The following is a 26,334-nucleotide window of genomic DNA, read 5'->3' on the forward strand; positions in this document are numbered from 1 at the left end:
CGCCCGAGGCCAAGCCCGTTTCCGCCCGACAGCGATGATCGGGCGGAATGCGCCGGGACGGCTGGCATCCTTGCCCCGGCGTCGCTGATTATTCGAGCATCATCTGATAGCTGGCAGGCAGATAGCGATAGCCGGTCTCCTGTTTCTCGACATAGCCCAGGGCCGGGAACGGCATGTGATAGCCGATGAAGGGCATCCGCTCGGCCGCCAGCATGTCGAGCAGCCGCCGCCGCGTGGCTGCCGCCGCTTCCTTGTCGCGGTCATAGAGCACCTCCCAGTCGGGATGGGCCAGCGACCAGATATAGTGATTGGCGAAATCGGCGCCGAGCAGCAGTGCCTTGCCATCGCTCTCCAGTTGGTAGGCCATGTGCCCGGGCGTATGGCCGAAGGCCGCTACCGCAGTCACGCCCGGTGCGGCCTCGTCGCCATCGTCGAGAAAGCGCGTCTTTTCGGCCAGCGGGCGCATCTTCGTCTCGAAGCTCTCGTCGCCCGACATGTCCCAGGCATCGAACTCGACCGCGCCGGTGACATAGCGGGCGTTGGAAAAGGTCTCGGTCCCGTTCTCCATCAGCCCGCCGATATGGTCGCCATGCATATGGGTGATGATGACGGTGTCGATCTGGTCGGGGGTATAGCCCGCGGCCTCGAGTGCGGCGACGGTGCCCCGGGGCGCAAGACCGGTATCGAACAGGATCAGCTCGGCCCCGGTATTGACCACGGTCGGGGTGAAGAAGAACTGTGCCTTGTCGGCCGGGATCATCGCCGCCTCGGAGACGGCGGCGAATCGTTCGGGCGCGACATTCAGCCCGAAGATCGTCTGCGGGTCGGGTACGGTGCGACTGCCCGCAAGGATCGTCGTCACCTCGAAGCTGCCCAGGGTGAAGCGGTTGAAGGGCGGCCGGGCCGGGCCCATCATCGGCGCGGCGGCCCGGGCCGGACGGACGGCGGCGGCCAGCGGCAAGGCGGCCCCGGCCAGAAGCGCGTGGCGGCGGGTCATCTTGGTCATGGCGGGTCTCCCTCTGCTGCCCCGGCCAGGGGCCGGATCTTCCCCGCGCGGAAGGATAGCGGCGATCCGCGGGCCTGCCATTTCACGAGGGCGCGAGGCGGGACCTTTCCCCGGACCGTCCCATGGGCCGGTCCGTCAGGCGGGCCGGGGAGGGGGGAAGTGGCACCTCATTCCCACCAGCGGTCGATCGAGGCGATGTCCTCGTCGGACCAGCCGAAATGATGCGCGATCTCGTGGATCAGCACATGGGTCACCAGGTCGGCCAGGGTGACCTCCTCGCGCTCGACCCATTCATCCAGCAGCGCCCGGCGGAACAGCCAGACCGTATCGGGCCGCTCGGGCTGGTCCATCACCGATTTCTCGGTCAGCGGGATGCCGTCGTAAAGCCCGGTCAGCTCGAACGGGTTCTCCATCCCGAGATCGTCCAGCATCTCGTCAGGGGCCAGATCCTCGACCCGGATCGCGACCTCGGAGGCCGGGCCGCGGAACGGCTCGGGCAGGGCGGCGCGGGCGGCTGCCGCGAGATCGGCGATGTCGTCGAGCGAGGGCGGAAGGCCATGGCGGTTCGGGTCGGTCATGGGCCCGATATGGACAAAACCGCGCCGTTGTGGAAGAGCGGGCGCGCAAGGAGAATACCCATGACGACCGTCACCCGTTTCGCTCCGTCGCCCACCGGATACCTGCATGTGGGCAATCTGCGCACCGCGCTGTTCAACTACCTGATCGCCCGCAAGGCCGGCGGGACCTTCATCCTGCGCCTCGACGACACCGATCCGGAACGCTCCAAGCAGGAATATGCCGACGGGATCCGGGAAGACCTGGAATGGCTGGGTCTGACCTGGGATCGCGAAGAGCGGCAATCGGCCCGGCTCGACCGCTATGCCGAGGTTGCCGCCGAGCTGCGCGCCTCGGGCAGGCTCTACGAATGTTTCGAGACCCCGACCGAGCTGGACCTGAAGCGCAAGAAGCAGCTCAACATGGGCAAGCCGCCGGTCTATGACCGCGCCGCGCTCGAGCTGTCCGGGGACGAGAAGGCCGCGCTTCGGGCCGGGCGCCCCGGGCATTGGCGCTTCCTGCTCGACCGTGAGCGGATCGAGTGGACCGACGGCATTCTCGGCGACATCTCGATCGACGCGGCCAGCGTGTCGGACCCGGTGCTGATCCGGGGCGACGGGCAGGTGCTGTATACCTTCGCCTCGGTGGTCGACGATGTCGACATGGGCGTGAGCTATATCGTGCGCGGCTCGGATCACGTCACCAATACCGCGACCCAGATCCAGATCATCGGGGCGGTCGGCGGCACGGTGCCGCGCTTTGCCCACCATTCGCTGCTGACCGGGCCCCAGGGCGAGGCGCTGTCCAAGCGGCTGGGGCATCTGTCGCTGCGCGATCTGCGCAAGCAGGGGGTCGAACCGATGGCGCTCCTGTCGCTGATGGCGCGGCTCGGCTCGTCGCAGCCGGTCGAGCTCATCGAGAGCCTCGACGAGCTGATCGAGAGCTTCGATATCGGCACGTTCGGCGCGGCGCCGACCAAGTTCGACGAACAAGACCTATTCCCGTTGACCGCCCGGCATCTGCACGGGCTGCCCTTCGGCGCGGTCAGGGACGAGATCGCGGCGCTGGGCGTGCCGGACGATCAGGCCGAGAGGTTCTGGCTGGCGGTGCACGAGAACATCGTCACCCGCCACGATCTGGCGGGCTGGTGGGCGCTTTGCCGAGATGGCGCGGACCCGCTGGTGGAGGACGAGGACCGCGATTTCGTCGCCGAGGCGCTGACGATGCTGCCCGAGCCGCCCTATGACGAGAACAGCTGGTCGACCTGGACCCAGGCGGTGAAGGAAAAGACCGGCCGCAAGGGCCGCAAGCTGTTCATGCCGCTGCGCAAGGCCGTCACCGGCCGCGAGCGCGGCCCGGAACTGGGCGACCTGCTGCCCTTGTTCCAGAAGAAGCCGGGCTGAGCCCCGGACCTCTGCGCCATCCTGCCGGGCGGCGGCCCTCCGCCTTGCCGCCCGGCTCTCCCCCTCAGCCGCTCTTCCTGCCCTTTCCGGGCCTTCCGGGAGGCGCAGGCCCGGCTGAGGGGCATGTGCATGCGATGGGCCGGCACGGGGCGCGCGGTGACGTCATCCGGTGACGTCATCCGGCGGGCGCAGGTCCCTTCGGCCCTCCGGAAGAAACCACCTGCTCCGGCCGGCCGGTCCCGCCCGTCGCGGTCCCTTCACAGACAGGTTCAAGGGGCAGGGGCCCGCGCGGGACTGTGCAAGCCCTTGCCCGTTCTTCGCCCATGATCTAGATCAAGTGCCAACCGTCCACGGGAGAATCCGGCCGCAAGGCCGGTGCCGAAGGAGCAACCGCCCCGGTAAACTCTCAGGCCGCAGGACCGCGGACGGGCACAGACTCTGGAGAGAGGCGCGCAAGGCGTCCGCCGAAGGGATAGCGATCTCAGGCAAAAGGGACAGAGGGGGCATCGGAAGGGACGTCCATCGGGGGCGTCCGCGATGCCGCGATGCATGCACGCATCCGGCCAGGGGAACGGGTTGCCATGTCGGGCTTGCAGCGCACTGCGCTTTACGATCTGCATCTGGAACTGGGCGCGAAGATGGTGCCTTTCGCGGGCTACGAGATGCCCGTGCAATACGGCCTCGGCGTGATGAAGGAACACCTGCATTGCCGGGCGCGTGCGGGGCTGTTCGATGTCAGCCATATGGGCCAGGTCAGCCTGCGCCCGAAATCGGGCGTCGTCGAGCATGCGGCCATCGCGCTGGAACATCTGGTGCCGGTGGATCTGGTCGGGCTGAAGCTCGGCCGTCAGCGCTATGCGATGTTCACCAACGAGGCCGGCGGCATTCTGGACGACCTGATGGTGGCGCGGCGCTGCGACGATCTGTTCGTCGTGCTCAACGCCGCCTGCAAGACGGCGGACATCGCCCATCTGCACGCCTCCATCGGCTGCGATTGCGACATCGTCGAACTGACCGACCGCGCGCTTCTGGCGCTGCAGGGGCCCGAGGCCGAGGCGGTGCTGGAAACCCTGGCGCCCGGCGTTTCCGACATGCGCTTCATGGATGTGGCGATCATCGACACGGCTGACGGCCCGCTCTGGGTGTCGCGCTCGGGCTATACCGGCGAGGACGGGTTCGAGATCTCGGTGCCGGTCGAGCGCGCCGAGGCGCTGGCCCGGCAGCTTCTGGCCCATGAGGCGGTCGAGCCGATCGGGCTTGGCGCCCGCGACAGCCTGCGGCTCGAGGCCGGGCTCTGCCTCTACGGCCATGACATCGACACCGAAACCACGCCGGTCGAGGCCGATTTGGCCTGGGCGATCCAGAAGGCCCGCCGTACCGGCGGCGCGCGCGAGGGCGGTTTTCCGGGGGCTGAGCGCATCCTTGGCGAGCTCGCCACCGGCGCGGCGCGCCAGCGGGTGGGGCTCTGCCCCGAAGGCCGCGCGCCGATGCGCGAGGGCACGCCGCTTTTCGCGACCGAGACCGGTGGCGATCCTGTCGGCACGGTGACCTCGGGCGGGTTCGGCCCGTCGGTCGGGGCGCCGGTCTCCATGGGCTACGTGCCCGTCGATCTTGCCCTGGAAGGGGCCAAACTCTGGGGCGAGGTGCGCGGCAAACGCCTGCCGGCCGAAATCGTGCGCCTGCCGTTCCGCCCGTCGACCTACAAGCGCTGAGGGACAATAGCGATGAAATTCACCGAACAGCACGAATGGCTCCGCGTCGAGGACGATCTCGTCGTCGTGGGCATCACCGATCATGCCGCCGAACAGCTTGGCGACGTGGTCTTCGTCGATCTGCCCGAAGAGGGCACGACGGTCTCGAAGGATGACGAGGTCGTGGTGATCGAAAGCGTCAAGGCCGCTTCCGACATCCTTGCGCCCCTGGATGGCGAGATCGTCGAGGTCAACCAGGCGCTGACCGACGCGCCCGCCAAGGTCAACGAGGACCCGACCGGCGATGGCTGGTTCTTCAAGATGAAGATCGCGGATCTCTCGGAGCTCGACGCGTTCATGGACGAAGCCGCCTACCGCGCCTTCATCGACTGATTTCGGGACAGCCATGACCTATACCCCCAGCACCTACCTGCCCTACGATTTCGCGAACCGCCGCCATATCGGCCCCTCTCCGGAGGAGATGACCGACATGCTGGAGGTGCTGGGGCTTGACAGCCTCGAGGCCCTGATCGCCGAAACCGTGCCCGACAGCATCCTGCAAGCCGAGCCGCTCGATTTCGGCAAGCCCAAATCCGAACGCGAGATGCTGTGGTCGATGCGCCAGATCGCCCAGAAGAACAGCGCCTTCACCACGTTGATCGGGCAGGGCTATTACGGCACCGTCACCCCGCCCGCGATCCAGCGCAACATCCTGGAAAACCCGGCCTGGTACACCGCCTACACGCCCTATCAGCCGGAAATCAGCCAGGGTCGGCTCGAGGCGCTGCTGAACTACCAGACGATGGTGTCGGACCTCACCGGCCTTGAAATCGCCAATGCCTCGCTTCTGGACGAGGCCACCGCCTGCGCCGAGGCCATGACCATGGCCCAGCGGGTGGCGAAATCGAAGGCGGGCGCGATCTTCGTCGACCGCGACTGCCATCCGCAGAACATCGCGGTGATCCGGACCCGGGCCGAGCCGCTGGGCATCGAGGTGATCGTCGGCGATCCCTTCACCGATCTCGAGCCCGAAAAGGTCTTTGCCGGCATCTTCCAGTATCCCGGCACCTATGGCCATATCCATGACTTCACCGGCCCGATCGCCGATCTGCACGCGGCCCAGGCGCTGGGCATCGTCGTGGCCGATCCGATGGCGCTTGTCGTGCTGAAGGAGCCGGGCGCGATGGGGGCCGACATTGCCGTGGGCTCGACCCAGCGCTTCGGCGTGCCGATGGGCTTTGGCGGCCCCCATGCCGCCTACATGGCCTGCCGCGGCGCCTACAAGCGCGCCATGCCCGGCCGGATCGTCGGCGTCTCGGTCGATGCGCGCGGCAACAAGGCCTACCGCCTGGCGCTCCAGACCCGCGAGCAGCATATCCGCCGCGAGAAGGCGACATCGAATGTCTGCACCGCCCAGGCTCTGCTTGCGGTGATGGCGGGCTTCTATGCCGTCTTCCACGGGCCCAAGGGGCTCAAGGCCATCGCCCAGCGCATCCACCGCAAGGCCGTGCGCACCGCTCGCGGGCTGCAGGAGGCGGGGTTCACCGTCGAACCGGCCGAATTCTTCGACACCTTCACCGTCGAAGTCGGCCCGATGCAGGGCGTGATCTACAACGCGGCGCTGGCCGAGAAGATCAACCTGCGCCGGATCGGCACCACCAGGCTTGGCATCGCGCTGGACGAGACCACCCGGCCCGCATCCATCGAGGCGCTCTGGCGCGCCTTCGGGATCACGCGCAAGGACAAGGGCGGCGACGGCGAGTACCGCTTCCCCGCGGGCCTGATCCGCGAGAGCGAGTTCCTGACCCATCCGGTCTTCCAGATGAACCGGGCCGAGACCGAGATGATGCGCTACATGCGCCGTCTGGCCGACCGCGATCTGGCGCTCGACCGGGCGATGATCCCTCTGGGGTCCTGCACCATGAAGCTGAATGCCGCGGTCGAGATGATGCCGATCACCTGGCCGGAATTTGCCAATGTCCACCCGCTGGTGCCGGCCGATCAGGTCCGGGGCTATACCGAGATGCTGGAGGATCTGTCCGACAAGCTGTGCCGGATCACCGGCTATGACGCGATGTCGTTCCAGCCCAATTCGGGGGCCTCGGGCGAATATGCCGGGCTCTTGACCATCGCCGCCTATCACCGCGCACAGGGTGAGGGGCACCGGCATATCTGCCTGATCCCGACCTCGGCCCATGGCACCAACCCGGCTTCGGCGCAGATGGCGGGGATGAAGGTCGTCGCGGTCAAATCGGCAGAGAACGGCGATATCGACCTCGAGGATTTCCGCGCCAAGGCCGAGGCCGCGGGCGGCGATCTGGCGGCCTGCATGATCACCTATCCCTCGACCCATGGCGTCTTCGAGGAGACCGTACGCGAGGTCTGCGAGATCACCCATGCCCATGGCGGCCAGGTCTATCTGGACGGGGCCAACCTGAACGCGCTGGTCGGGCTCGTCCGGCCGGGCGAGATCGGCTCGGATGTCAGCCACCTCAATCTGCACAAGACCTTCTGCATCCCGCATGGCGGCGGCGGCCCGGGCATGGGCCCGATCGGGGTCAAGGCGCATCTGGCGCCCTTCCTGCCCTCGGATCCGGTGACGGGCGAGGCGGGCGCGGTCAGCGCGGCGATGAACGGCTCTGCCTCGATCCTGCCGATCAGCTATGCCTATGTGCTGCTGATGGGCGGCGCGGGGCTGACCCAGGCAACCAAGGCCGCGATCCTGAACGCCAATTACATCGCCAAGCGGCTCGAGGGCGCCTATGACGTGCTGTTCAAGGGCCGCAACGGCCGGGTCGCGCATGAGTGCATCATCGATACCCGCGATTTCGTGGACACGGCCGGGGTCACGGTCGACGACATCGCCAAGCGGCTGATCGATTGCGGCTTCCATGCGCCGACCATGAGCTGGCCGGTGGCGGGCACGCTGATGATCGAGCCGACCGAGTCGGAAACCAAGGCCGAGCTCGACCGCTTCATCACCGCGATGCTGGCGATCCGCGACGAGATCCGCGAGATCGCCGAGGGCCGGATCGAGAAGGGCAACAACCCGCTCAAGAAGGCGCCGCATACGGTCGAGGATCTGGTCGCCGACTGGGACCGCCCCTATTCGCGCGAGCAGGGTTGCTTCCCGCCCGGCGCGTTCCGGGTCGACAAGTACTGGCCGCCGGTCGGGCGCGTCGACAATGCCTATGGCGACCGCAACCTGATCTGCACCTGCCCGCCGGTCGAAGAGGTGGCCGACGCCGCCGAATAGGCCCGCTCGGGTCATGAAAACGGCCCCGGCTTCTGTCCGGGGCCGTTTTCATGAGCAGCACCTGATGGTTCGGCCCGTTTGGTCAGAAGCCTGGCCTTCTGGCGGGCGCTCTGTGCCGAACCGGCCTTCCGGCGCGACGCGGGCGTCAGACATGCGGACCGAAGTGGACCCTGGCACTCACTTGGCCAACGTCCGCTTCTTGCGCCTCAGAGTTTGTTGATCGAGTTTCCGCCATCCGCGATCATTGCGCTCCCGGTCACGAAAGACGCATGATCGGACAGAAGGAAGAGAGCCGCCCGCGCGATCTCAGACGGTTCAGCCATGCGCTTAAGCGCATGGAAGCCTCGCACGACCTCGTGAAAACCAGTATCTTCTCCTGCCATCGGTGTCATAGTTCCCCCTGGCAAAAGCGCGTTGACACGAATGTTCTCAGCCCCGTGTTCCGCTGCGAGAACCTGGGTCAAACCAATCAGTCCCGCTTTTGCCGCGGCGTAGGCTCCCATGCCGGGCAGACCGATCGTGTGCCCTACGAAGGAGGACGTGAAGACAATCGAGCCACCGCCGCGTTTGCGCATGGCCGGTATCTGGTATTTGGCAGCGTGGAATCCGCTGTTGAGATTCACCGCCATCACCTTGTGCCAGTTGCTTTCATCCATGTCGGGGATCGGACCCATTTCTCCGGTCACGCCAGCATTGTTGAACGAACCATCAAGACCACCGAATCTCGTTTCTGCGCGTCGAACCAGCTCTTTCGCGTATCCGCTCTCCTCGACGTCCCCCGCCACATAGTCGGCTTCGCCACCATCGGCCAAAATCTCGTTGGTAATTTCGTCGAGCCGTTCGGCACGACGCGCCCCGAGGACCAGTCTGGCGCCCTCCGCCGCGAAAATCTTCGCCGCTGCTGCCCCGATGCCACTGCTTGCGCCAGTAATGATGATAGTCTTTCCCGCCAGAAGCATTCCCGTCTCCGTTTGCTGAAGTGTCGGAAGGTTCCTAATCAAATGGCGCCGTTCGACCGACCCGTTTCTTGCGCAAACACACCCTGTCGAGGGGCCTAAGCGATCATGCGTTTAGGTCGCAGCATCGGTGACACTGGGCTCGGCGTTGTCGTTCTCCGCTTTCCGGCTGAACGGCTGCGCCGGGCGCGCCCGTGAGGGGCAGACATTTCTGAGGGCAAAGCCAGTTCCGGCCCCGCGCCGAGATTTCACCGCCCTGCTTCCAGACGATATTTTTCCTCCGGGAGGCCGGTCTTCGAACCCCGCGCCAGCTCGCTTGCGCCTAGATCTCGGCCAGACGACGGAGCGCGGCCTTGTCCTCCTCGATGACCAGCGCGGCCTCGGCATGGGCCAGCGCCCGCCGGGTCATCGCCTCGGCGGCCCGGGCGAGGCCCGGATCGTCGCCCTGGCGCAGCGTGTTCAGCGCATGGATCAGCCGGCGGGCCACCTCGCGCATCGGCGCGCCGTCGCGGGCGATGGCGGCGAAGGCATCCTCGACCAGGTCTTCGGCCCGCAGCGCCGGGGCATGGAGCTTCGGGTAGCGGATCTCGTCGCCCGGGGGGGGGCATTCGGCCAGCAGCCGTTCCAGCCGCCCGAGGACGTCTATGGCGGTGCCGGGGTCGTTCAGCCCCGGCGAAAGCGCCCGCGAGGCGATTTCCGACAGCACGATCAGCGCGAAACGGACATCCTGCTCGAAGCTGCGGATCGGTTTGATCTCGAAGGCGGCCGACACCCGCGCGGTGTCGAGCGCGCCCGGCGGATGGATATGGGCCAGCGCCCGCCCGGCGACGAGAAAGCAGCCGGGCACGGCCGTGATCCAGATCTGGGCCCCGGCCTTCTCGGCCTGCTCGGACAGCGCCGCCATGTCGACAAGCTGCACATAGCCGCCCTGGGGCGCGGGCACGGGCTCGGCGCCGTCGGGTGGGGGCGCGCCATCGGGCAGGGGGGTGGCCAGCAGGCTCGGGGCGGCACGGGCAACGGCAAGGGTTTCGCGGGCGCGGGTGGCGGCCTGGGCAATGGTCTCGTCCATGCTGCCCAGCCGCGACAGATGGTCGATCCAGCGCAGGATCGCCACCACGACCAGCACCACCACCAGCACGGTGAAGGCAAACAGCACGAAGGCGGAGGCGCCGGTATAGGCACCGGCCCGGAACAGGATGATCGAGACCAGCGCGAAGATGAAGGCGCCGATGAAGGTCGCCAGCACGGTCTGGGTCGTGGTGTCCTCCAGAAGCAGCCGGTGCGAGCGCGGCGTCACCTGCGACGAGGCCTGGCGATGCGTCGTGACCATGATCGACAGCGAGAAGGTCGTGACCGCCAGCATCGACGAGGCCAGCACGTCGAGTACCGGCATCACGGCGTCCTTGCCCAGCCGGTCGGCCAGCTCTTGCGGAATGACCGGCCCCAGCAGCGCCGCCGCCCCCGCCGCGACGATCCCGAGCACCGCGATCAGGCTGGTGCGCACCCAGAGCCGACGCGACAGGCGCAGAACCTGCCAGAGCCGAAGCGATCTCATCCCTGGGTCTCCCGCTGCCGCTGCATCCGTTCGATCCTAGCCCGTGGCGCGGAGGGGTAAAGCCGGTTGCGGCCCAGAGGCGCGGGAGGCCTCTCGCCCGGACGGGCGGATTCGTTCCGGTGCCTGCGCAATACGGAACGCCGTGGCTGGCCCCCGGGGTCGATGCGCCGCAACCGACAGGCCCTCTCTTTCTGCCCGCGGGCTGATTGGGGCTGGCCTCGGAATAGGGGCCGGGGCGTTGGGGCGTACGCATGGGCTCGGGGCGGGCAGAAAGGACGATCGGCCACGTCCGGTCGGTATCCGGGAAGGCTGCTGGCAGGCCTGCCGGATGAGGCCGTGGCAGGTCCCAGGGATCTCGGATCGTACCTTCTGCAGCCCCCGGAGCGACAGGAGGGCGGACCGCGTCGCCGCCTGTCTGCGAGGGGGCGAGTTTCCGCTTGGTCGGTCCCGGCGCGGCCGCTGCTGAAGATTGCGAAATTTCTGCATCATCATATGGGGCAGACCGCTTGACATCCCCCGCGCCATACTGCAAATGACCGCTCACCGGGGCCGTAGCTCAGTTGGGAGAGCGCGTCGTTCGCAATGACGAGGTCAGGGGTTCGATCCCCCTCGGCTCCACCAAGTACCCTTGTGAAAATGAAGAATAGCTGTGCGCTTTGAACGCATAAGCGTGCCGAATGCTTTTCAGCATGTTTGATGACACAAAGCGGCCGGTCTGGTGGGTTTTCCCGTGAACCTGTCGTCTTCGGGTGCCGAGCTGCGATCCATGGATTTTTGCCCGTCATCAGGTGTGATCCGCACGACACGGAGGTCCCGTCGCATCGAAGGATAGGGCAGGTCCGCCCTTGGGGTATTTTGTCCCGTATCACGCAGGACGACGACGATGGCCGGCAAACCAGAGAAGCCCTAAATCACCCTCATGAATCTGTGGCAGTTCCACGTGCTGCGAGCTCGGGGAGTGAAGATTGCCGACGTGGTTCGGCAGATCGGCGTGGGCGCCCCGCTCGAAGAAGGGGCGATAGGGTGCGCCGTGTTTGACCACGGCGTGTACGGTGCGCGCCATCTTTGCCGCGATTGCGGTGTAGGCTTCACGGCGAAGACGGCCTCGGGAAAGTAGAGCGGCAGGTAATGCGTCGGAATGCGGTGCCAGAGCTCGGTCTTCGAACGCGAGACGATCTCATGCGTCTTCGACAGCTCCTGAATGTCGGCGATCCCGACGACCAGGGGATCATGAAAGAACTGCACGGCGCCGTTCTCCAGCATGTGCAGGATGACCTGGGCGTCCTTCGGGTCGTTCTTGTCCCAGCTGTCGTGCAGGGCCTCGCGCGTTCGAGCCAGGCCGACAGAAGAGACGAGCTTCAACTCGAATCCGGCCTGGCCGGGATGATGTGCCAGAGGCCGGTGATCGGTGCCGGTGGCCTCAGACCCGAGCAGCAGTACTCAACGCGTCTACTCAACCTTCTTTCCATGCCATTCTGGAGAAGCAGGTCTCCGCCAGTGATAGGGCACCGGTCCCGATCCACCAGATGAGGGGAGTGAACGCCCAGGCAGGAGGGTGGGGACAGTGTGGAATGAGATATGAGCGACCAAGGAATCTCGATTTTGGCCTTGTTTCTCCTGTCCCGGATCTCTAAACGAGGCGGCGGAGACGTGGCCGAGTGGTCGAAGGCGCTCCCCTGCTAAGGGAGTAGGCGGGAAACCGTCTCGTGGGTTCGAATCCCATCGTCTCCGCCATAAAACTCAATCAAAGCAAAAAGATACAGCGGGGCCGGCGCCGTTGATCTAGGCTCTTGTTTCTCCCTAGATTCCCAGAACATCGCAGGAACTCACACGGTATTCTGGCAAAGAAATGGCAAGGTGGAATCAACCAAGTTAGAGGGAAGGAAAGGGCTCGCGATCAGGCTTGCCGCACCTGTCCGCCGAAGGACGGCACTGGCTACCGCCTCACGCGCTCGCACTTCGGCCCAGATCCAGGTGGGGTCTATGCGATCCGCGTGAACTGAGCCGACCCGCAGCCCCGGCAGCCCCGCAGAAGCAGAATATCACCATCTGCATCTGGTGCCCGGGCAGACGTCCAAGATCGGGTCGCAGGCGTAGATTTCCACACCGTGATTAAACACATCTGTTGACTTAAACAGATGTGTTGACTATGTTATATCCATGAACAGCAAAGAACTCGAAAAGCTCCTGCGCTCCAAAGGCTGCACCTTCGAAACCCACAAAGGGGGCAGCGGCCACAAGACTGTTCGATTGGGCGACAGGAAAAGCCAGATCCCGATGCACGGGGCCCGCAAGGAACTCGGTACGGGGTTGGTGAACAAGATACTCAAGGATCTCGGCCTCAAGTGAGGCCGGGATCTCCCGAAGGAGGCGATCCCCTGATGCTGGCCTATCCCGTAGACCTGACCCCTGACGACAACGGTACCTTTTTGGTGACCTGCCCGGATCTGCCGGAGGTGACCAGCTTCGGCGAAACCGAAGTCGAAGCCCTGAGCATGGCCAAAGGAGCGATCTCCGAAGCGCTGGCATCACGCCTATCGGGTTTCGAGGACATCCCGCGGCCGAGCGACGGCCCGCGCCTCGTGGCGGTTCCGCTGCAGCTCCAGATCAAGGTCCTGCTGTTCTGGGCCCTGTCAGATGCGGACAAGACCCGCGCCGATCTGGTCCGGGATCTCGGCTGGCATCGGCCCCAGGTAGATCGGCTGTTCGATCCGAACCATGCTACCCGGCTGGAGCAATACGATGCGGCGTTCGCTGCGTTGGGACAGGCTCCCGGGTTCGCGTTGGAAGCTGCGGCTTGAGGCGCAGAATGTGATAGCGCAACAACGCCGGGTCCGGTCCACTGCGCCGCTAGGGCATCATCTCCTGCCTCAGCGCGCACACCGCGCAGATGGCCGCCGTCTGGTTGGCATCTGCCGATAGCCGACGTTGAGCGCCTCAAGCCCGAGCAGCCAAAAAAATACGGAAGCGGTCATTCGTGGAAAGCCACGTGAGCACAGGTGAACCAATTTCCGATATCGGCTCTGTAGGTTCTGGAAGCTGTCCCTGATCGCTTTCCTGACAGTGTCCACTCCAGCACCTTCCATTGCTTTGCAGCATTCTGCAAATCGGCATGATACTGCCAATAGCCAAGCGTCCCTGAAGGTAAGGGGATGCCTGGGGTTGCCATGACGCGCGGGGACTTACTACCTTCGCGGCAATTCAAGAGGGTGTTTCATGAGAGGCTTTTTCAATCAGGAGCTCCGGATTGGCCGGATTTCCTCCGCCCTAGGCGAGGGCGCCTTGGCGCTCTGCCACTTCGAGAGCGCTGACCAACTGAACGTATTTTCCGCGTCACGCTCCGGCGACCGGATGCGCCACGCAGCCGCCGGGACGGCCTTGTATGCTGGCCTACGCAGTCGCAGCGGGCCTTCTGGCATGGACCTTTTAAAATGACGGCCGATTTCTGGATGGACCTTTCCGGAGGTAAACCGGGTGGACAGATGTCCTCGGACGGCCTGTCGGCCCTTCACATCGAGACTCTCACGAATTTCAGGCCGCTCGACAGCCAGTTCGGAAAATGGCCGACAAGGACGGTTCCCGAGGACCTGATGCCGCATCTGTTCCCGGCTGGGGATGACGGCGATAGCGTCCTTGCGTTGATAGATGCGGCCCGGATGCCGATGCTTCCCGAGGTTCTGGAAGCGTCGGGTCTGGACCATAGATGCCTTTTCAAGGGGGACGCACGCGACGAATGGGGAGACGCCGCGCCATGGCTCGTCCGTCTGGAACAGGAGTCCGACCTGACCCGGAAGCTGTTCACCGGGGGAAAGTCTGCCGGCCAATATTGGAACAATGCCGCAGCGATCTTCATCAGGAGCAGTCGGTCGCTGGACATGATCTGGTCCCATCTCCGGAAGTTCACAAAATTTCAGGACGCGGGAGGAAGGTGGATCTTTTTCCGCTTCTGGGCGCCGCCTTATCTGGCGCGCTATCTGAAGGGCCATGACGAAGCCGCGACACCGTTCCTGGAAAACTTCCTTCTGGACATGACCTTCATACTGCCCGAACCGGTAAGGGGGATGGTGTCGATCGCCCACGTGTCGCATCCGGACCTGCGCCGGGACATTCGGACGGGAAACTCTCCGGGCAGATGGCCCGGTTTCCGGCGCGACATTGCACGCATCCGCCTTGACCTGTTCGTCGAGAAACTCGACCGGAAACTGACAAAGGTCATACCTTCCACGACCAGCGTGTCCGAAGACAGGAGGCTGACCAGTCTTCACCGCATGGCAAGATCGGCAATCTCTCTGGGATTGCGCGAGGAGCGCGCGGTCGAAAGATATTGCCTGAGTAGGCTCATGCTCGGCTTTCCGCCGGAACAGGACCGGCGATTCGACGGCATCCTTCAAGGCTCTGCACATGATCTCGACAGGTCCAGGGATATGCTTGCCCTCGCGATCTCGATCGGGAAGGAGGCGTAAGTGACGACGGTAAACTGCGACGACCCGCTGGCGCGATGCGAGATGGGGAACCTGTTTCGGGTAAACTCGCCGTCCGGTGGCCTGCTGATGGAAGGCGTCGTCAATGGCGAAGCTACCGGCATTCTGCCAAGCGGCGAGCGCATGATCCTGCCCAATACGCTTACGGGCACGACAAACAGACTCGACGTCATCCTGAATGGCACCACGTATCCTGTCTGCTCGAGGCTTCAGGAGTTCACCTATTCACGCCCGCAGGATCTGGGGGTTCTGCTCAGCGAGATCGACGAGAACGCCAAAGCGGGAGGGCAAAGGCCTGAACAGGAAATTCTGGTGCTTCAGGCCCCGCCTTCGCTGTCTTTGGACGAGGGCGAAATAGATGTCGATACCGCGCCGGATGACGTCTTGCTGGCGATTGCAAGGGCAATTCTCGTCACCCTGGAGATTATTGACGAAATCTCGGGCGCGCAGGACCTTTACGAAAGCTCCGGACATGACATCGACCTGAGAATGACCGGAACGGACGGTGCGCCCGCAATTGCCGAAGTGGTCGCTGCCGTACGGAGCATGAACGGACGGAGGGCGATCAGGGCGCTTGTCGACGGAGGCAAGGGCGCGCTGCGCGTCGCGCGCGACAGTTCGGGGGCCCTCGTGATCGTCGCCCGGATGAAGCCGGGTATCGGCCGACAGCTGATGACGGGGGTCGTTGCGGCGATGACGCGCTCGCGGTTGGCACAGGTCGTCACCGCCACCCGCGGAAATCTGAGAACTGCGGCCGTACCCTCTGCAGAAGGTGCGGCAAGCAAACTTCCCGTCGTCGGCTGGTTCATCGTCGGCACGATCGATTTCGTCGAGTGGTACGGCAATCCGCAATCCCGAGGAGACTGGAGCCTGTTGCTGAGCACCCTGACCGTCGACGGTATCGCGTTGGGGATCTCGGCCATCGCAGCGGAAGCGGTCATTTCGGCGGTCGCAATCGCTTTCGGTGGCGCTGCCGCGCTGACCCTCGGGACGGCCGCGATTGTCGTCGCGGCCGGCATCGGTACCGGACTGGCCGTCGGAATGGTGCTGACCTGGATCGCCAACCGATGGGATCTGGGGACCAAATGCGACCAGCTCTACACCGCCATCGGGAACGGGCTGGAGGCGATCGCACAGGGTGCCGTCGAGGTGACGGGAGATTTCGCCGACTATCTGATGCTCAAGTATGACTCCGCCCGGCAATGGGCCGGCGACACGGCGGCTGAAGCAGGCCGACAGATGGAGCGCGCGGCGGACTGGACTGCGAAAAAGGCCGGAGAAGCCGCCGACTGGGCATCCGAAGCCGCGCAGGATACTGCCGACTGGGCCTCCGAGAGCGCGCATGATGTGGCCGACTGGGCGGTGGAAACTGCCGAAGGGGTAGAGGATTGGGCGAATGAAACGGCGGACGATATACGGGAAGGCTGGAATGTCCTGCAAAACAGGGCAGCGAAAGCGGTTCCCGAAGGATGGTTCTGATGTCGGTGCTGCGTAATCTCTGGTCGGTGCGCCTGGTACTGGGATCTGCACCGGAATGCTGGGACGGAAAACTGCGCAGCGCGGCTCTTCTGGGCGCGGTCCTGTTCGGGGTTTTCTACTTTGCCGCGCTGCTTCAACTCAACGACCCGCTCGCCCTGTTCCGGCCCGAGGCCGTTTCCTGGCGCGCCTGGGTCAGTTGGGCCGCGATCTGTCTGCCCGCTACGATTTTCCTTTCCAGCTGGCTGCTTGTCGTCTTGCGTCGCGCTGTCGGCTACATCGTCTTTTCCGTCTCGATGATCTATCTCGGCCCCATGGTAACCGCAGTCGCGATTTCGCTGGTGGCCTTCGAGACGATGCGGATGGCACTGGGAACGGCGGCCTTGATCTGCATCTCGCTGGCCTCCCTTTCGCTTGCGGTCTGGAATGCCAGACATGATCGCATGGTGGTCCTGGCGCAGGAACGAATAGGAACCGCGGAAGGTGTGCCGTATTTGCGGCCGGTCTCTTTGGCCGCCGAACCGGTCGACCTGCTGCCGCCGCCCAATCTTGCCGTCACCTTTCTGGAATACGGCATGGTCGTCCTGATTCTGGTCTTCGGCCCCGGCTTCTGGATCGCCGCGATCACCGACGACCTGTCCGAGCAAGGGCTGGCCTCGTCGCTGATCTGGTTCGTGATGGTCGCGCTCTTCCTTGCCTCGCGGCGATCAGTTGCGCGAACCCTGCTGTTGGCCAGGGCAATGGCGCTTAACACGCCTGCGGTCGGCTGAGCTACTCCCCATCGGTTGGACAGTATCTGGCGTAATTTAAGCTACTCTTTGCACCTGCTGATCGGGTTTGTTGATATCATTTCTCTGCCAATAAACCAGCGCCGGTGGCTTGCCGCCGAGGGCTGAGTGAGGACGCTGGTGGTTGTAGAAGGTCATCCATTTCCGGATAGCCCCTTTCGTCTCTGATCCGGTCTCCCAGGCATGCAGGTAGACGCATTCGTATTTCAGGGTTCGCCACAGCCGCTCGATGAAGATGTTGTCGAGGAATCGGCCTTTCCCATCCATCGAGATGCGCACACCGGATCGGCGGAGCCGGTCGGTCCAGGCGAAGGACGTGAACTGGCTGCCCTGATCCGTGTTCATGATCTCGGGCGGGCCGAACTTGTGGATGGCCTCGCTCAGTGCTTCGACGCAGAAGTCGGCCTCCAGGGTGTTCGAGATCCGCCAGGATAGAACCTTGCGCGTGTGCCAGTCCATGATCGCTATGAGGTATAGGAACCCGCGGCGCATGGGCAGGTAGGTGATGTCCGAGCACCAGACCTGGTTCGGACGATCCACGTGCAGCCCTTTCAGAAGGTAAGGATAGGTCTTGTGTCCTTTCGCCGGCCTGCTCGTGTTGGGCTTCTGGTAAATCGGCATCAGCCCCATGAGGCGCATTAGCCGGCGTATTCGCTTCTCGTTCACGAGATGCCCGTCATTGCGCAGGTGCCAGGTCATCTGGCGGACACCGAAGAACGGCGTCTCCAGGAACTGCTCGTCGATCTGCCGCATCAGGCCGAGGTTCTGTGCGGTCTCTCCCTTCGGCTCGTAGTAATAGGACGAGCGCGCAATCGACAGCAGCCTGCACTGCTGACCGATGGACAGCTGAGGATGGTCAGGCTCGATCATACCGCGCCTCACTTCCCGCCCCAGGGCTTCAGCTTTCGTTCCAAAAAAGAGTTGGCCACCGCCAGCTCCCCGATCTTGGCGTGGAGCTCCTTCACCTGCTCCTCGTCGATCTCGGGTCTCTTGCGGCCACCGCGCTCGAACACGCCGGACGCGCCTTCGAGCAGGGCGCGCTTCCATTGATGGATCATCGTCGGATGCACTCCGAACCGGCTCGCCAGCTCGGCCGCCGTCTCTTCACCCTTCAGGGCTTCCAGCGCGACCTTCGCCTTGAACTCAGGCGCGTGCTGCTTGCGTTTCGACATCTCTGATCTCCTTCTCGTCGAAGATCAGCAGACTGCAAATCGTAGCTTACGTCACTGTCCGAATTTCGGGGGGTAGCTCAGACATCATCGTTTCCGGCTTGGATGTCCAGATGGGGTCAAGGACCGCTTCTATGTCGTCTTGGTGTATCTCGGAAACGGCCAGGTTGCCCAGCGTTGGGAAGGAGTATGTTTCGAGCGTCCGAATCCGCTGCGCGATATGCTTGCCGTTGTTGGCGTTGTCCTTGAACTTCCTTTCGTGAACTTGCCGGGCAAGCTCCTCGAATGTCGTTGCCTTATCTCAACCCTCATTCTGTCCCACATTTTCTGCGGGAGGATTGGGGCCAGATGTTGATGAGAACCTGTCAAAAACCAGTAAATGTGGGCTGTTTTGGTGCCCACCCCGGAAGAAACCGGGAAATCTGGCGGAGGGGACGGGACCGGGATCCAACGTTCTCCAGGTCTGTCGGGCTGGCTGCGATTCAGATTTTATCCAGAAATTCCATTTTTGGACAAAGGCTTAACCGAAATCCTCCTTGAAGCGGTCCATCTGATGCATCCGCTCGTGAAGGATTGTGACGATGCCGATGTCGCCATTTGACAGCCGTCGCCAGTACACGAAATGCCGCTCGTAGCGGAAGAAGTACCCTTTCACGCCGAACTCGGCCGGTACGGGTCTCGACATGACACCGCGTGTGTCGATCTGCTCGAAGGCGGCGAACAGACCGGTGATGTAGGTTTCGGCCTGTGCCTCGCCCCACCGGTCGCGGGTGTATCGGTAGATCTCGTCGAGGCGGATCGAAGCCGCCTCCTGGATCCGGATTGCCATGCGGTCAGGTCCGGTTCCGAGCGATCACATCGGCGGCGGTCAGCGGCTTGTAGGTGTCCTCGGGCGCAGCGAAGGCTCGGTTCAGTTCGGCCCTCAATCGGTCGAAAGCCTCGTGCTCCGCGCGCTCCTTGTCGCGACGGATCAGGTCCCGGATGTATTCGCTGACGTTCTCGTAGGCGCCGTCTTCGCCGACATTGGTTGCGACGAACTCGCTCAGGGCGCCGCTGACGCGGACGGTCATGGTGGTGGTGCGAGGCATGACGCTCTCCCTTCTCGGTACGTATTCAAGATAACCAAAAACGAACACGAGACAAGGGAGCGCTTTCCACGCCCCGCCTTCACCTGTCAGCGCTCCCGGTTCTCGGCATCATCCAGGATCAACCGGTCCGACAGCGCAAGCAGCGCGGTCAGAACGGCATCCGAATGACGCGCGAGCGACACGAGGTGCTCGCCGCTCGGTCCCCGCTCGCCTGCGAACCAGTATTTCACGGTCCGCTCGCTGGCGCCGGTCCACCGCATGGCGGACTTGATCGCCCGGTGGGTCGATCCGAGCTCCGCTTGCAATGCCATGGCCATGGCGGCGCGATAGTTAGCCGGAACGTCCTCGGGGTGCACAACTGTGCCCATCTTCGGCACAACTGTGCCCATCTTCACGCGCATCTTCATGTTTCTCTCCGTTAAATCTTTGGAGAGCCATGAAAACGGCAGAATCCATTTGTTCCCGCGGTGGTCTTGTTCGGCCGCCTGTGGGAACCGACCATTCACTTGAAGGTGGCCGATATGAACTGCGAAACGGGACCGCAGATTATCAAGCGCGTGGACGGCCGCGCGCCGCAGGCGATCCGCCAATGCGCCGGGCATGGAAAGGGATTGCCCTTTTTCGGAAACGACTTTCAGGCGCTCGCATGCTCGAATGATCGCGGCAGCATGCGCAACGGTCCGGACCGTCCCGACCGGATTGCTGCGACGTGAACCGGCGCCGGGCAGATGCAAGGGCGTGAGGCAAGCAGGGAGACTGGCGCCAGCCCATCAGAGCCCGACGTGCCCGCTGTCGCCTACGTCCGGATGTCGACAGACCACCAGAAGTATTCCACCGAGAACCAGCTGGACGTCATTCGGAACTACGCCGCTGCGCGGGGCTTGCAGATCCTGCGCGTGTTCGAGGATTCCGGGCGATCCGGGCTGCGGCTCGACGGCCGCGAGGCGTTGCAGAACCTCATGGCCGAGGTTCAATCCGGCAACGCCGACTTCAAGGCCATCCTCGTCTACGACGTCAGCCGTTGGGGCCGGTTTCAGGATGCCGACGAAGGCGCCTATCATGAGCACGTCTGCTCACGCGCCGGCATCCGGGTCCACTACTGCGGCGAGCAGTTCGAGAACGACGGCAGCATCGGCTCGAACCTCCTGAAGACCGTGAAACGCGTGATGGCCGGCGAGTACAGCCGCGAGTTGTCGGTGAAGGTCTTCGCCGGGCAATGCCGCCTCGTGGAGCTGGGCTATCGCCAGGGCGGCGCGGCAGGATACGGGTTGCGGCGGGTGCTGATCGACGAGCATGGCAATCCGAAGGGCGAGCTGTCGCGCGGCGAGCAGAAGAGCCTCCAGACCGACCGCGTGATCCTGGTCCCCGGACCGGAGGAGGAACAGCGGGTCGTCCAGCGCATGTACAAGATGTTCGTTAACGAGGGGCGCACGGAGCGCGAGATTGCGGATGTCTTGAACGCCGAAGGACACTGGACCGATCTCGACCGGCCGTGGACCCGGGCAACGGTGCATCAGGTGCTGACCAACGAAAAATACATCGGGAACAATGTCTTCGCGAAGGTGTCGTTCAAGCTGAAGCAGCGCCGCGTGGTGAACCCGCGCGAAATGTGGATCCGCGCGGAGGGCGCCTATCCCGCCATCGTCGATCAGGCGCTCTTCATGCGTGCGCGAGAGATCGTGGATGCCCGCAGCCGCCATTTCTCGGACGAGGAACTGCTCGACGCGCTGCGCGCGATCCTCCAGCGACAGGGCATGCTGTCGGGCCTGATTATCGACGAGGAGGACGACCTGCCATCCTCCAGCGCCTATCGCAGCCGCTTCGGCAGTCTCCTGCGCGCCTACCGGCTGATCGGCTACGAGCCGGATCGCGACTACAGTTACATCGAGGTGAACCGGGCGCTGCGGCAGGCGCATCTGCAGGTCGTGGCCGAAATCATCGCCGGCATCACCCGGCACGGCGGGTCGGCCGTACAGGACCCAGACACCGACCTGGTGCGCGTCAACGACGAGTTCACTGTGTCCATCGTTCTGGCCCGCTGCACCGCGACGGGGGCAGGGTCGCTGCGCTGGCGCATCCGCCTCGACACTGGCCTGGTGCCGGACATCACCATCGCCGTGCGCATGGACGAGGTGAACGAGGCGCCGCGCGACTATTACGTGCTTCCCAGCATCGACATGACCTTCAGTAAACTGAAACTCGCCGAGCAGAACGGGCTCGCGCTCGATGCTTACCGGTTCGATACGCTCGATTTCTTCTACGCGCTCGCTTCGCGGGCCAGGAACCCGGAGGTGGCGTGATGCCCGAAGACATGGAGCCGACCAGCCAGAAGCAGGTGATGCTGATCCCGACCGACAGGATCCGGGTCCTCAATCCCCGCGTCCGCAACCGTCGCACTTTCGAGGCGATGGTCGACAACATCGCCCGCATCGGCCTGAAGCGGCCGATCACCGTGGCGCCGCGTGCGGGGACCGACCCGCAGGACTACGACCTCGTCTGCGGACAGGGCCGCCTCGAGGCCTTCATCGAGCTCAAGCAGGGCCTCATCCCCGCCATCGTGATCGAGGCCAAGGAAAGCGATTGCCTCGTGATGAGCCTCGTGGAGAACTGCGCGCGCCGGCAGCACAACCCCATCGACCTGATGCGCGAGATCGGTGCGCTCCGCCAGCGCGGCTATAACGACCGCCAGATCGGGGAGAAAATCGGGGTCTCGACCGAATATGTGAACATGATCGCCGGCCTGTTGGAGAAGGGCGAAGAACGCCTGGTCTCGGCCGTGGAGACCGGGGTTCTTCCGCTGAACCTGGCTATCCAGATATCCAAGACGGACGCGAAGGGCGCGCAGAAGGCGCTGATGGACGCCTACACGCAGAACAAGCTGCGGGGACGGAAGCTGGCTCTCGTTCGCCGCCTGATCCAGCAGCGCGAACTGCGCGGTCCGCAACTCCACAGCAATCCGCTCGGGCGCAAGCCTCCAAAACGTGCCCTAACAAGCGAGGGGCTTGTCCGGGCGTATCAGCAGGAAGCCACGCGCCAGAAGCTTCTGATCAAGAAGGCCGAGCTCACCCAGAGCCGGCTGATGTTCGTGCGCGAGGCCTTCCGAAAGCTCTGCGCGGATGCGCATTTCATGACCCTGCTCAGGGCGGAGGGCCTCGAGACGATGCCCGCCGATCTCGCGCGGTCCGTGGCTGACGGAGCACCGGCATGAAGCGCGACGCACGTGACACCCCGAAGAGCGTCACGCTCGGGTTCGAGGACGACTGCGTGACCCTTCCCCTTAGACGCGATCCTGCCGCTCCGCGCCCTCGGCAAGTCCGCGAAATCGAGCCGTAAGTACCGGCAGATCGTGGCCTCTATCGCCCAGATCGGGATCGTCGAGCCGCCCGTTGTCGTCCGAAACCCCGACAAGTCCGCGACCTGGTTGCTGCTGGACGGCCACCTGCGGATCGAGGCGTTGAAGGACGCGGGCGAGAGCGAAGTGGAATGTCTCGTTTCCACGGACGACGAGGCTTTCACCTACAATCGGCAGGTCAGCCGCCTCGCGCCGATCCAGGAACACAAGATGATCCGCAAGGCGATCGAGCGCGGCGTGCCTGAAGAGAAGATCGCGCTCGCCCTCGACCTCAACATGAGCAGCATCCGGCGCAAGGCGCGCCTTCTGGACGGCATCTGCGAAGAAGCCGTCGCGATCCTGAAAGACAAGCCGTGCACGAACGCCGTGTTCGATGCGCTGCGCAAGATGAAGACCATGCGCCAGATCGAGGCGGCCGAGCTTCTGCTCAACGTGAACAACTATTCCGTCGCCTACGTGAATGCGATCCTGGCAGGAACGCCGCAGGCCCAACTGGTCGAGTGTCCTCCAAGCCGAAGAAGGTCAAGGGCATCACGCCCGAGGCGATGGCGCGCATGGAACAGGAACTGGCCCGGCTGCAGGAGGGGATCGCCTCGATCCAGGACACCTACGGCCAGGATCACCTGCACCTGACCGTGATCAAGGGCTATGTCGGTAAGTTGCTCGGGAACGCCCGGGTCGTGCGCTACCTGGCGCAGAACCATCCCGAGTTCCTCGGCGAGTTCCAGACCATCACCGAGATCGCGCCGGCCGAGGCCGCCGACGCCGGGTAGCCGTTCGCGGCGAATGAAGGGGACCCGGACCCGATAAGCGCGGGGACCGCAGGAGACGCCGGACTGTGGGCCGGATCGAGCGCGGCGGTGGGGATGGCGGCGAACCCGCTCGGAGCCCACCAGGCTGGCTTGAGTTTTCGCCGGCCGCGCGGTCGCGCAGGCGGCCGCGTTCCATTCGGGGCGTGTCGGAGACGGGGCCACTTCGGCACGCCCACTTGGCCCATTGCAAAACATGGTGAATCCGCGTCGACTTACCACGAAACTTCGTCAGGGATTGATCTCCTCAAACCGACGGCACTCGGTCAGGAGACTGACCGCCGTTTCAAGCCGATCAGGTGTGGGCTGGGGCGGATTTCCCATAGTTGTCGTGCCGGGGGTCAATGTCCAACCGCCTTCATCCATAATGATGCGCAGACGCATGATCTGCTTCCCACGGGTTCTTGCATCGGCAAGGCCCCTCCCGACCGACCAATAGGCATGTTGAGCCATGATCCAGTTCTCGATCACCCGAATAAGAAATTCCCCTGGAGCCAGATGTTTCCAGGAATCGGCGTCTTTTCGAGCGCGCGCCAACGGGAGCCTGTCTGAGCTTTCAAACTGATGCGCCTCTCTCGGTGCCTCGGCTAAGCTGAATACCAAGCCGTGAATAAGAGCCGCAACAAGTTGCGTAGGATCACGTGGTCGTCTTTGCAGTTCAGTCTGGATGTCTCGCAGGAGTGTTACCGGGTTTCCGGCAAGCCCGGTCCCGGGCACCCAACTTACTGCTGATTTTGGGAGGTCAGAACCTGCGCTGAGCTCATCGAGGAACGAACGCGCAATCTGTCGCGTTGTCATCGGCCCTTTCACCAACGTGCCGACCGTCCAGAAAAACAAACCTTCGAGAGTGAGGCGAAACAGCTGTCTGACCTGGAGTTCTCGCCATTGCGTCGATATCTCCGGACGAAGCGCCGCCTCGCGCCAAGACGCCGGCAGGTCCGCCATCCGAGTGCGCAATGCGTCAGCAGTCGGCGCGGCCTCCGCCAGGTCCTTATGTGCGGCTATAATCAGGGCAATTCCCTTGCGGCGGACGCTCGACGCGCGAGCGCCACCCAAACGAGCAAACGCGACCTCTCGTGTCCACTTAACCTTCTTTCCATGCTATTTTGGGAACGGAGGACCCCGCCATGGATGGAACACCGAAAGCGACGAAACCCAAGGCTCGTGACGCGAAGACCAAGATCGCGCAAACCCGCATGAGCGTTCTGGAACTGGCGAAAGAACTCGGCAACGTGGCCGAGGCCTGTCGCAAGCGCGGCATGGACCGCACCAGCTTCTACGAGTGGAAACGTCGGTTTCAGACCCACGGCTTCGAGGGGCTGAAGGACCTGCCGCCGATCCACAAGACCCACCCGCAAACGACCCCGCCGGAGACGGTCGAGCGGATCAAGGCGCTGGCGCTCGAACATCCGGCCTATGGCTGCAACCGCTTCGAGGCGATGCTGGCGCTCGAGGGCGTGCGGGTCTCCTCGATCACCATCCAGAAGATCCTGAACGGTCGCCAGCGTGGCGCCACCGGTTCGAGCCCGCTGGCGACGGCCTGGGCACGCGCTACGACCGCTGGCTGGCGCTCGAGGAAGCCCATGCGGGCCAGACCATCGAGATCACTGCCGAACAAGCCGCCTTCCTCGAGAAGCAGAACCCGTGCTTCCGGGAAAGACACGTGGAATCAGGCACTCCCGGCGAGCTGCTCTCGGCCGACACCTTCTTCGTCGGCTCGTTGAAGGGGATCGGCAAGGTCTATCTGCACGCGGTCGTCGATACCTTCGGCAGCTACGCCCTCGGCTTCCTGCACGTTTCCAAGCAGCCCGAGGCGGCGGTCGCGGTCCTGCACAACGACGTCCTGCCCTTCTACCGCGCCCTGGACCTGCCGGTGAAAGCGGTGCTGACCGAGCGAGCCATTGAAGGCGCCATTGGTTCGAGCCCAATGGCGAGCGGCCGCGAATTCTGCGGCACCGAGCGTCACCCCTACGAGCTCTATCTCGACCTCAACGCAATAGAGCATCGCCGCACCAAGGTCCGCACGCCGAAGACCAACGGCTTCGTCGAGCGGTTCAATGGCACGGTGCTGGAGGAGTTCTTCCGCGTGAAGATGCGCGAGACCTTCCACGAGACTGTCGAGGCCCTCCAGGCCGATCTCAACGCCTGGCTCGTCCACTACAACACCGAGCGCCCGCATCTGGGTTACCGAAACATGGGGCGACGTCCCATCGAAACCGTAATGTCATTCGTTAGCCACGAAGGTTAAGTGGACAGTCCTGGTCCTGAGGGATCCGGTCGGGCAAGTCCGGCAGGACGGGACTGTCGCCTTCCCGGCCGGGTGTGAACTGGACGGCGCGGATGTCTGACACGGCCCCACCGGGGTCACGGTCCCTCTTCACCCAGGGAACTTGATCCCGGTGCTGTCCACCAGCAGGTTCAGCGGCCCGTCGGCGCGGCGATATGGGATTTGCAGCTGCAGGGTCTTCTACCTCCGGGATGGCGTCGAGCAGTCCGGAACCGGTCGATCAAGCCCGGCCAGGCGCAGGAGGCTCGCGACCATCCCGGCGGTCTGCCTGAGCGGCAGCTTGAACAGCACCTTGATCGACAGGCAGAACTGGATTGTGCCGCATCCGGGAAGACCGGCGGGCGTCCTGCACGGCCCTCATGCGGCGCGTGCCACGCCATCTCCTTGTCCAGCCAGACCATCAGAGACCCGCGCTTGCGGAGCGCAGCCCTCGCCATCGGGCTCGAACCGGATTCCCCGGAA

Annotated in this window: 21 protein-coding genes, 2 tRNA genes, 5 pseudogenes and 1 riboswitch; of the genes and pseudogenes, 16 read left to right on the forward strand and 12 right to left on the reverse strand. The window is 64.1% G+C overall.

Annotation, left to right across the window (positions count from 1 at the left end):
- Positions 1-88: 88 nt before the first annotated feature.
- Positions 89-1,006 (reverse strand): MBL fold metallo-hydrolase, encoded by a 918-nt coding sequence (locus ACK8CO_RS15565; RefSeq protein ID WP_414897214.1) that lies wholly within the window; start codon positions 1,004-1,006, stop codon positions 89-91.
- A gap of 167 nt (positions 1,007-1,173) precedes the next feature.
- Positions 1,174-1,584, reverse strand: a complete 411-nt coding sequence (locus tag ACK8CO_RS15570; RefSeq protein WP_414897215.1) for a metallopeptidase family protein — start codon at positions 1,582-1,584, stop codon at positions 1,174-1,176.
- 60 nt (positions 1,585-1,644) lie between these two features.
- Between ACK8CO_RS15570 and gltX the strand changes: the two genes are divergently transcribed.
- From gltX to gcvP, 4 genes are all read left to right on the forward strand, one after another.
- Positions 1,645-2,964: a glutamate--tRNA ligase gene (gene gltX, locus ACK8CO_RS15575; RefSeq protein WP_414897216.1), complete on the forward strand. Its 1,320-nt coding sequence runs from the start codon at positions 1,645-1,647 to the stop codon at positions 2,962-2,964.
- A gap of 341 nt (positions 2,965-3,305) precedes the next feature.
- A riboswitch (glycine riboswitch) is annotated at positions 3,306-3,396 on the forward strand.
- 149 nt (positions 3,397-3,545) lie between these two features.
- A complete protein-coding gene (gene gcvT, locus ACK8CO_RS15580) occupies positions 3,546-4,676 on the forward strand; it encodes a glycine cleavage system aminomethyltransferase GcvT (protein WP_414897217.1) in 1,131 nt (376 codons plus the stop codon).
- Between the two features lie 12 nt (positions 4,677-4,688).
- Complete coding sequence (gene gcvH / locus ACK8CO_RS15585) at positions 4,689-5,048, forward strand: glycine cleavage system protein GcvH (RefSeq protein ID WP_414897218.1); 360 nt, start codon at positions 4,689-4,691, stop codon at positions 5,046-5,048.
- Between the two features lie 13 nt (positions 5,049-5,061).
- Positions 5,062-7,911 (forward strand): aminomethyl-transferring glycine dehydrogenase, encoded by a 2,850-nt coding sequence (gene gcvP / locus ACK8CO_RS15590; RefSeq protein WP_414897219.1) that lies wholly within the window; start codon positions 5,062-5,064, stop codon positions 7,909-7,911.
- Positions 7,912-8,117: 206 nt separating this feature from the next.
- Here gcvP and ACK8CO_RS15595 read toward each other — a convergent pair whose 3' ends face one another.
- Positions 8,118-8,870 carry an SDR family oxidoreductase gene (locus tag ACK8CO_RS15595; protein WP_414897220.1) on the reverse strand — a complete coding sequence of 251 codons (753 nt, stop codon included), beginning with the start codon at positions 8,868-8,870 and terminating at the stop codon, positions 8,118-8,120.
- Positions 8,871-9,189: 319 nt separating this feature from the next.
- Positions 9,190-10,422, reverse strand: a complete 1,233-nt coding sequence (locus ACK8CO_RS15600; protein ID WP_414897221.1) for a DUF2254 domain-containing protein — start codon at positions 10,420-10,422, stop codon at positions 9,190-9,192.
- A gap of 545 nt (positions 10,423-10,967) precedes the next feature.
- On the opposite strand from ACK8CO_RS15600, the gene ACK8CO_RS15605 reads away from it, so the two are divergent.
- Positions 10,968-11,043: transfer RNA gene (locus tag ACK8CO_RS15605), tRNA-Ala, on the forward strand.
- A 480-nt stretch (positions 11,044-11,523) separates the two neighbouring features.
- On the opposite strand, the pseudogene ACK8CO_RS15610 reads toward ACK8CO_RS15605, so the two are convergent.
- Positions 11,524-11,844: pseudogene (locus ACK8CO_RS15610) on the reverse strand (IS110 family transposase); the annotation flags it as partial.
- A 222-nt stretch (positions 11,845-12,066) separates the two neighbouring features.
- Here ACK8CO_RS15610 and ACK8CO_RS15615 point away from each other — a divergent pair.
- From ACK8CO_RS15615 to ACK8CO_RS15640, 6 genes are all read left to right on the forward strand, one after another.
- Positions 12,067-12,156: transfer RNA gene (locus tag ACK8CO_RS15615), tRNA-Ser, on the forward strand.
- Positions 12,157-12,582: 426 nt separating this feature from the next.
- A complete protein-coding gene (locus ACK8CO_RS15620; protein ID WP_080616996.1) occupies positions 12,583-12,771 on the forward strand; it encodes a type II toxin-antitoxin system HicA family toxin in 189 nt (62 codons plus the stop codon).
- Between the two features lie 32 nt (positions 12,772-12,803).
- Entirely contained in the window at positions 12,804-13,223 is a 420-nt protein-coding gene (locus tag ACK8CO_RS15625) for a type II toxin-antitoxin system HicB family antitoxin (protein WP_080616995.1), read from the forward strand.
- A 630-nt stretch (positions 13,224-13,853) separates the two neighbouring features.
- Entirely contained in the window at positions 13,854-14,885 is a 1,032-nt protein-coding gene (locus ACK8CO_RS15630; protein WP_414897222.1) for a DUF4123 domain-containing protein, read from the forward strand.
- A complete protein-coding gene (locus ACK8CO_RS15635) occupies positions 14,886-16,382 on the forward strand; it encodes a hypothetical protein (protein ID WP_414897223.1) in 1,497 nt (498 codons plus the stop codon). It abuts the gene before it with no gap.
- Complete coding sequence (locus ACK8CO_RS15640) at positions 16,382-17,149, forward strand: hypothetical protein (protein WP_414897224.1); 768 nt, start codon at positions 16,382-16,384, stop codon at positions 17,147-17,149. Before ACK8CO_RS15635 ends, ACK8CO_RS15640 begins: the two co-directional genes overlap by 1 nt.
- Positions 17,150-17,185: 36 nt before the next feature.
- Here the strand turns inward: ACK8CO_RS15640 and ACK8CO_RS15645 are convergent.
- From ACK8CO_RS15645 to ACK8CO_RS15665, 5 genes and pseudogenes are all read right to left on the reverse strand, one after another.
- Positions 17,186-18,339, reverse strand: a protein-coding gene (locus tag ACK8CO_RS15645) for an IS3 family transposase (protein WP_414896501.1) whose coding sequence is annotated in 2 segments (ribosomal slippage) — positions 17,186-18,087 and positions 18,087-18,339 — 1,155 coding nt in all. Because the reading frame shifts where the segments join, the coding sequence is not laid out codon by codon here.
- A gap of 46 nt (positions 18,340-18,385) precedes the next feature.
- Positions 18,386-18,610: pseudogene (locus tag ACK8CO_RS15650) on the reverse strand (phage integrase central domain-containing protein); the annotation flags it as partial.
- Between the two features lie 246 nt (positions 18,611-18,856).
- Positions 18,857-19,165 (reverse strand): type II toxin-antitoxin system RelE/ParE family toxin, encoded by a 309-nt coding sequence (locus ACK8CO_RS15655; protein WP_080616989.1) that lies wholly within the window; start codon positions 19,163-19,165, stop codon positions 18,857-18,859.
- Positions 19,166-19,169: 4 nt separating this feature from the next.
- The gene (locus tag ACK8CO_RS15660) at positions 19,170-19,424 is read right to left on the reverse strand and encodes a type II toxin-antitoxin system ParD family antitoxin (RefSeq protein ID WP_080616988.1); all 255 of its coding nucleotides are present in this window, start codon (positions 19,422-19,424) and stop codon (positions 19,170-19,172) included.
- Between the two features lie 86 nt (positions 19,425-19,510).
- Positions 19,511-19,831 (reverse strand): XRE family transcriptional regulator, encoded by a 321-nt coding sequence (locus ACK8CO_RS15665; protein WP_414897225.1) that lies wholly within the window; start codon positions 19,829-19,831, stop codon positions 19,511-19,513.
- 114 nt (positions 19,832-19,945) lie between these two features.
- On the opposite strand from ACK8CO_RS15665, the gene ACK8CO_RS15670 reads away from it, so the two are divergent.
- The 4 genes and pseudogenes from ACK8CO_RS15670 to ACK8CO_RS15685 all read left to right on the forward strand — a co-directional run bounded on the left by ACK8CO_RS15670 (position 19,946) and on the right by ACK8CO_RS15685 (position 23,549).
- Positions 19,946-20,137 (forward strand): hypothetical protein, encoded by a 192-nt coding sequence (locus ACK8CO_RS15670; protein WP_414897226.1) that lies wholly within the window; start codon positions 19,946-19,948, stop codon positions 20,135-20,137.
- Positions 20,138-20,152: 15 nt separating this feature from the next.
- Entirely contained in the window at positions 20,153-21,724 is a 1,572-nt protein-coding gene (locus ACK8CO_RS15675) for a recombinase family protein (RefSeq protein WP_080616986.1), read from the forward strand.
- The gene (locus tag ACK8CO_RS15680; protein WP_414897227.1) at positions 21,724-22,632 is read left to right on the forward strand and encodes a plasmid partitioning protein RepB C-terminal domain-containing protein; all 909 of its coding nucleotides are present in this window, start codon (positions 21,724-21,726) and stop codon (positions 22,630-22,632) included. Before ACK8CO_RS15675 ends, ACK8CO_RS15680 begins: the two co-directional genes overlap by 1 nt.
- Positions 22,633-22,770: 138 nt before the next feature.
- Positions 22,771-23,549 (forward strand): annotated as a pseudogene (locus ACK8CO_RS15685) (plasmid partitioning protein RepB C-terminal domain-containing protein).
- 267 nt (positions 23,550-23,816) lie between these two features.
- Here the strand turns inward: ACK8CO_RS15685 and ACK8CO_RS15690 are convergent.
- Entirely contained in the window at positions 23,817-24,530 is a 714-nt protein-coding gene (locus tag ACK8CO_RS15690; protein WP_414897228.1) for a hypothetical protein, read from the reverse strand.
- A gap of 182 nt (positions 24,531-24,712) precedes the next feature.
- On the opposite strand from ACK8CO_RS15690, the pseudogene ACK8CO_RS15695 reads away from it, so the two are divergent.
- A pseudogene (locus ACK8CO_RS15695) lies at positions 24,713-25,833 on the forward strand (integrase core domain-containing protein).
- A 10-nt stretch (positions 25,834-25,843) separates the two neighbouring features.
- Here ACK8CO_RS15695 and ACK8CO_RS15700 read toward each other — a convergent pair.
- Positions 25,844-26,309: pseudogene (locus ACK8CO_RS15700) on the reverse strand (transposase); the annotation flags it as partial.
- Positions 26,310-26,334 lie beyond the last annotated feature (25 nt).

This window comes from Rhodovulum sp. HP10, assembly GCF_047553435.1.
Lineage (GTDB): Bacteria > Pseudomonadota > Alphaproteobacteria > Rhodobacterales > Rhodobacteraceae > Rhodovulum.

What these genes read in the sequence shown, in the direction of transcription:
- ACK8CO_RS15565 (WP_414897214.1), bottom strand. Translation starts at nt 1,006, where the DNA reads ATGACCAAGATGACCCGCCGCCACGCGCTTCTGGCCGGGGCCGCCTTG.
- ACK8CO_RS15570 (WP_414897215.1), bottom strand. Translation starts at nt 1,584, where the DNA reads ATGACCGACCCGAACCGCCATGGCCTTCCGCCCTCGCTCGACGACATC.
- gltX (WP_414897216.1), top strand. Translation starts at nt 1,645, where the DNA reads ATGACGACCGTCACCCGTTTCGCTCCGTCGCCCACCGGATACCTGCAT.
- gcvT (WP_414897217.1), top strand. Translation starts at nt 3,546, where the DNA reads ATGTCGGGCTTGCAGCGCACTGCGCTTTACGATCTGCATCTGGAACTG.
- gcvH (WP_414897218.1), top strand. Translation starts at nt 4,689, where the DNA reads ATGAAATTCACCGAACAGCACGAATGGCTCCGCGTCGAGGACGATCTC.
- gcvP (WP_414897219.1), top strand. Translation starts at nt 5,062, where the DNA reads ATGACCTATACCCCCAGCACCTACCTGCCCTACGATTTCGCGAACCGC.
- ACK8CO_RS15595 (WP_414897220.1), bottom strand. Translation starts at nt 8,870, where the DNA reads ATGCTTCTGGCGGGAAAGACTATCATCATTACTGGCGCAAGCAGTGGC.
- ACK8CO_RS15600 (WP_414897221.1), bottom strand. Translation starts at nt 10,422, where the DNA reads ATGAGATCGCTTCGGCTCTGGCAGGTTCTGCGCCTGTCGCGTCGGCTC.
- ACK8CO_RS15620 (WP_080616996.1), top strand. Translation starts at nt 12,583, where the DNA reads ATGAACAGCAAAGAACTCGAAAAGCTCCTGCGCTCCAAAGGCTGCACC.
- ACK8CO_RS15625 (WP_080616995.1), top strand. Translation starts at nt 12,804, where the DNA reads ATGCTGGCCTATCCCGTAGACCTGACCCCTGACGACAACGGTACCTTT.
- ACK8CO_RS15630 (WP_414897222.1), top strand. Translation starts at nt 13,854, where the DNA reads ATGACGGCCGATTTCTGGATGGACCTTTCCGGAGGTAAACCGGGTGGA.
- ACK8CO_RS15640 (WP_414897224.1), top strand. Translation starts at nt 16,382, where the DNA reads ATGTCGGTGCTGCGTAATCTCTGGTCGGTGCGCCTGGTACTGGGATCT.
- ACK8CO_RS15655 (WP_080616989.1), bottom strand. Translation starts at nt 19,165, where the DNA reads ATGGCAATCCGGATCCAGGAGGCGGCTTCGATCCGCCTCGACGAGATC.
- ACK8CO_RS15660 (WP_080616988.1), bottom strand. Translation starts at nt 19,424, where the DNA reads ATGCCTCGCACCACCACCATGACCGTCCGCGTCAGCGGCGCCCTGAGC.
- ACK8CO_RS15665 (WP_414897225.1), bottom strand. Translation starts at nt 19,831, where the DNA reads ATGAAGATGCGCGTGAAGATGGGCACAGTTGTGCCGAAGATGGGCACA.
- ACK8CO_RS15670 (WP_414897226.1), top strand. Translation starts at nt 19,946, where the DNA reads ATGAACTGCGAAACGGGACCGCAGATTATCAAGCGCGTGGACGGCCGC.
- ACK8CO_RS15675 (WP_080616986.1), top strand. Translation starts at nt 20,153, where the DNA reads ATGCAAGGGCGTGAGGCAAGCAGGGAGACTGGCGCCAGCCCATCAGAG.
- ACK8CO_RS15680 (WP_414897227.1), top strand. Translation starts at nt 21,724, where the DNA reads ATGCCCGAAGACATGGAGCCGACCAGCCAGAAGCAGGTGATGCTGATC.
- ACK8CO_RS15690 (WP_414897228.1), bottom strand. Translation starts at nt 24,530, where the DNA reads ATGGCGGACCTGCCGGCGTCTTGGCGCGAGGCGGCGCTTCGTCCGGAG.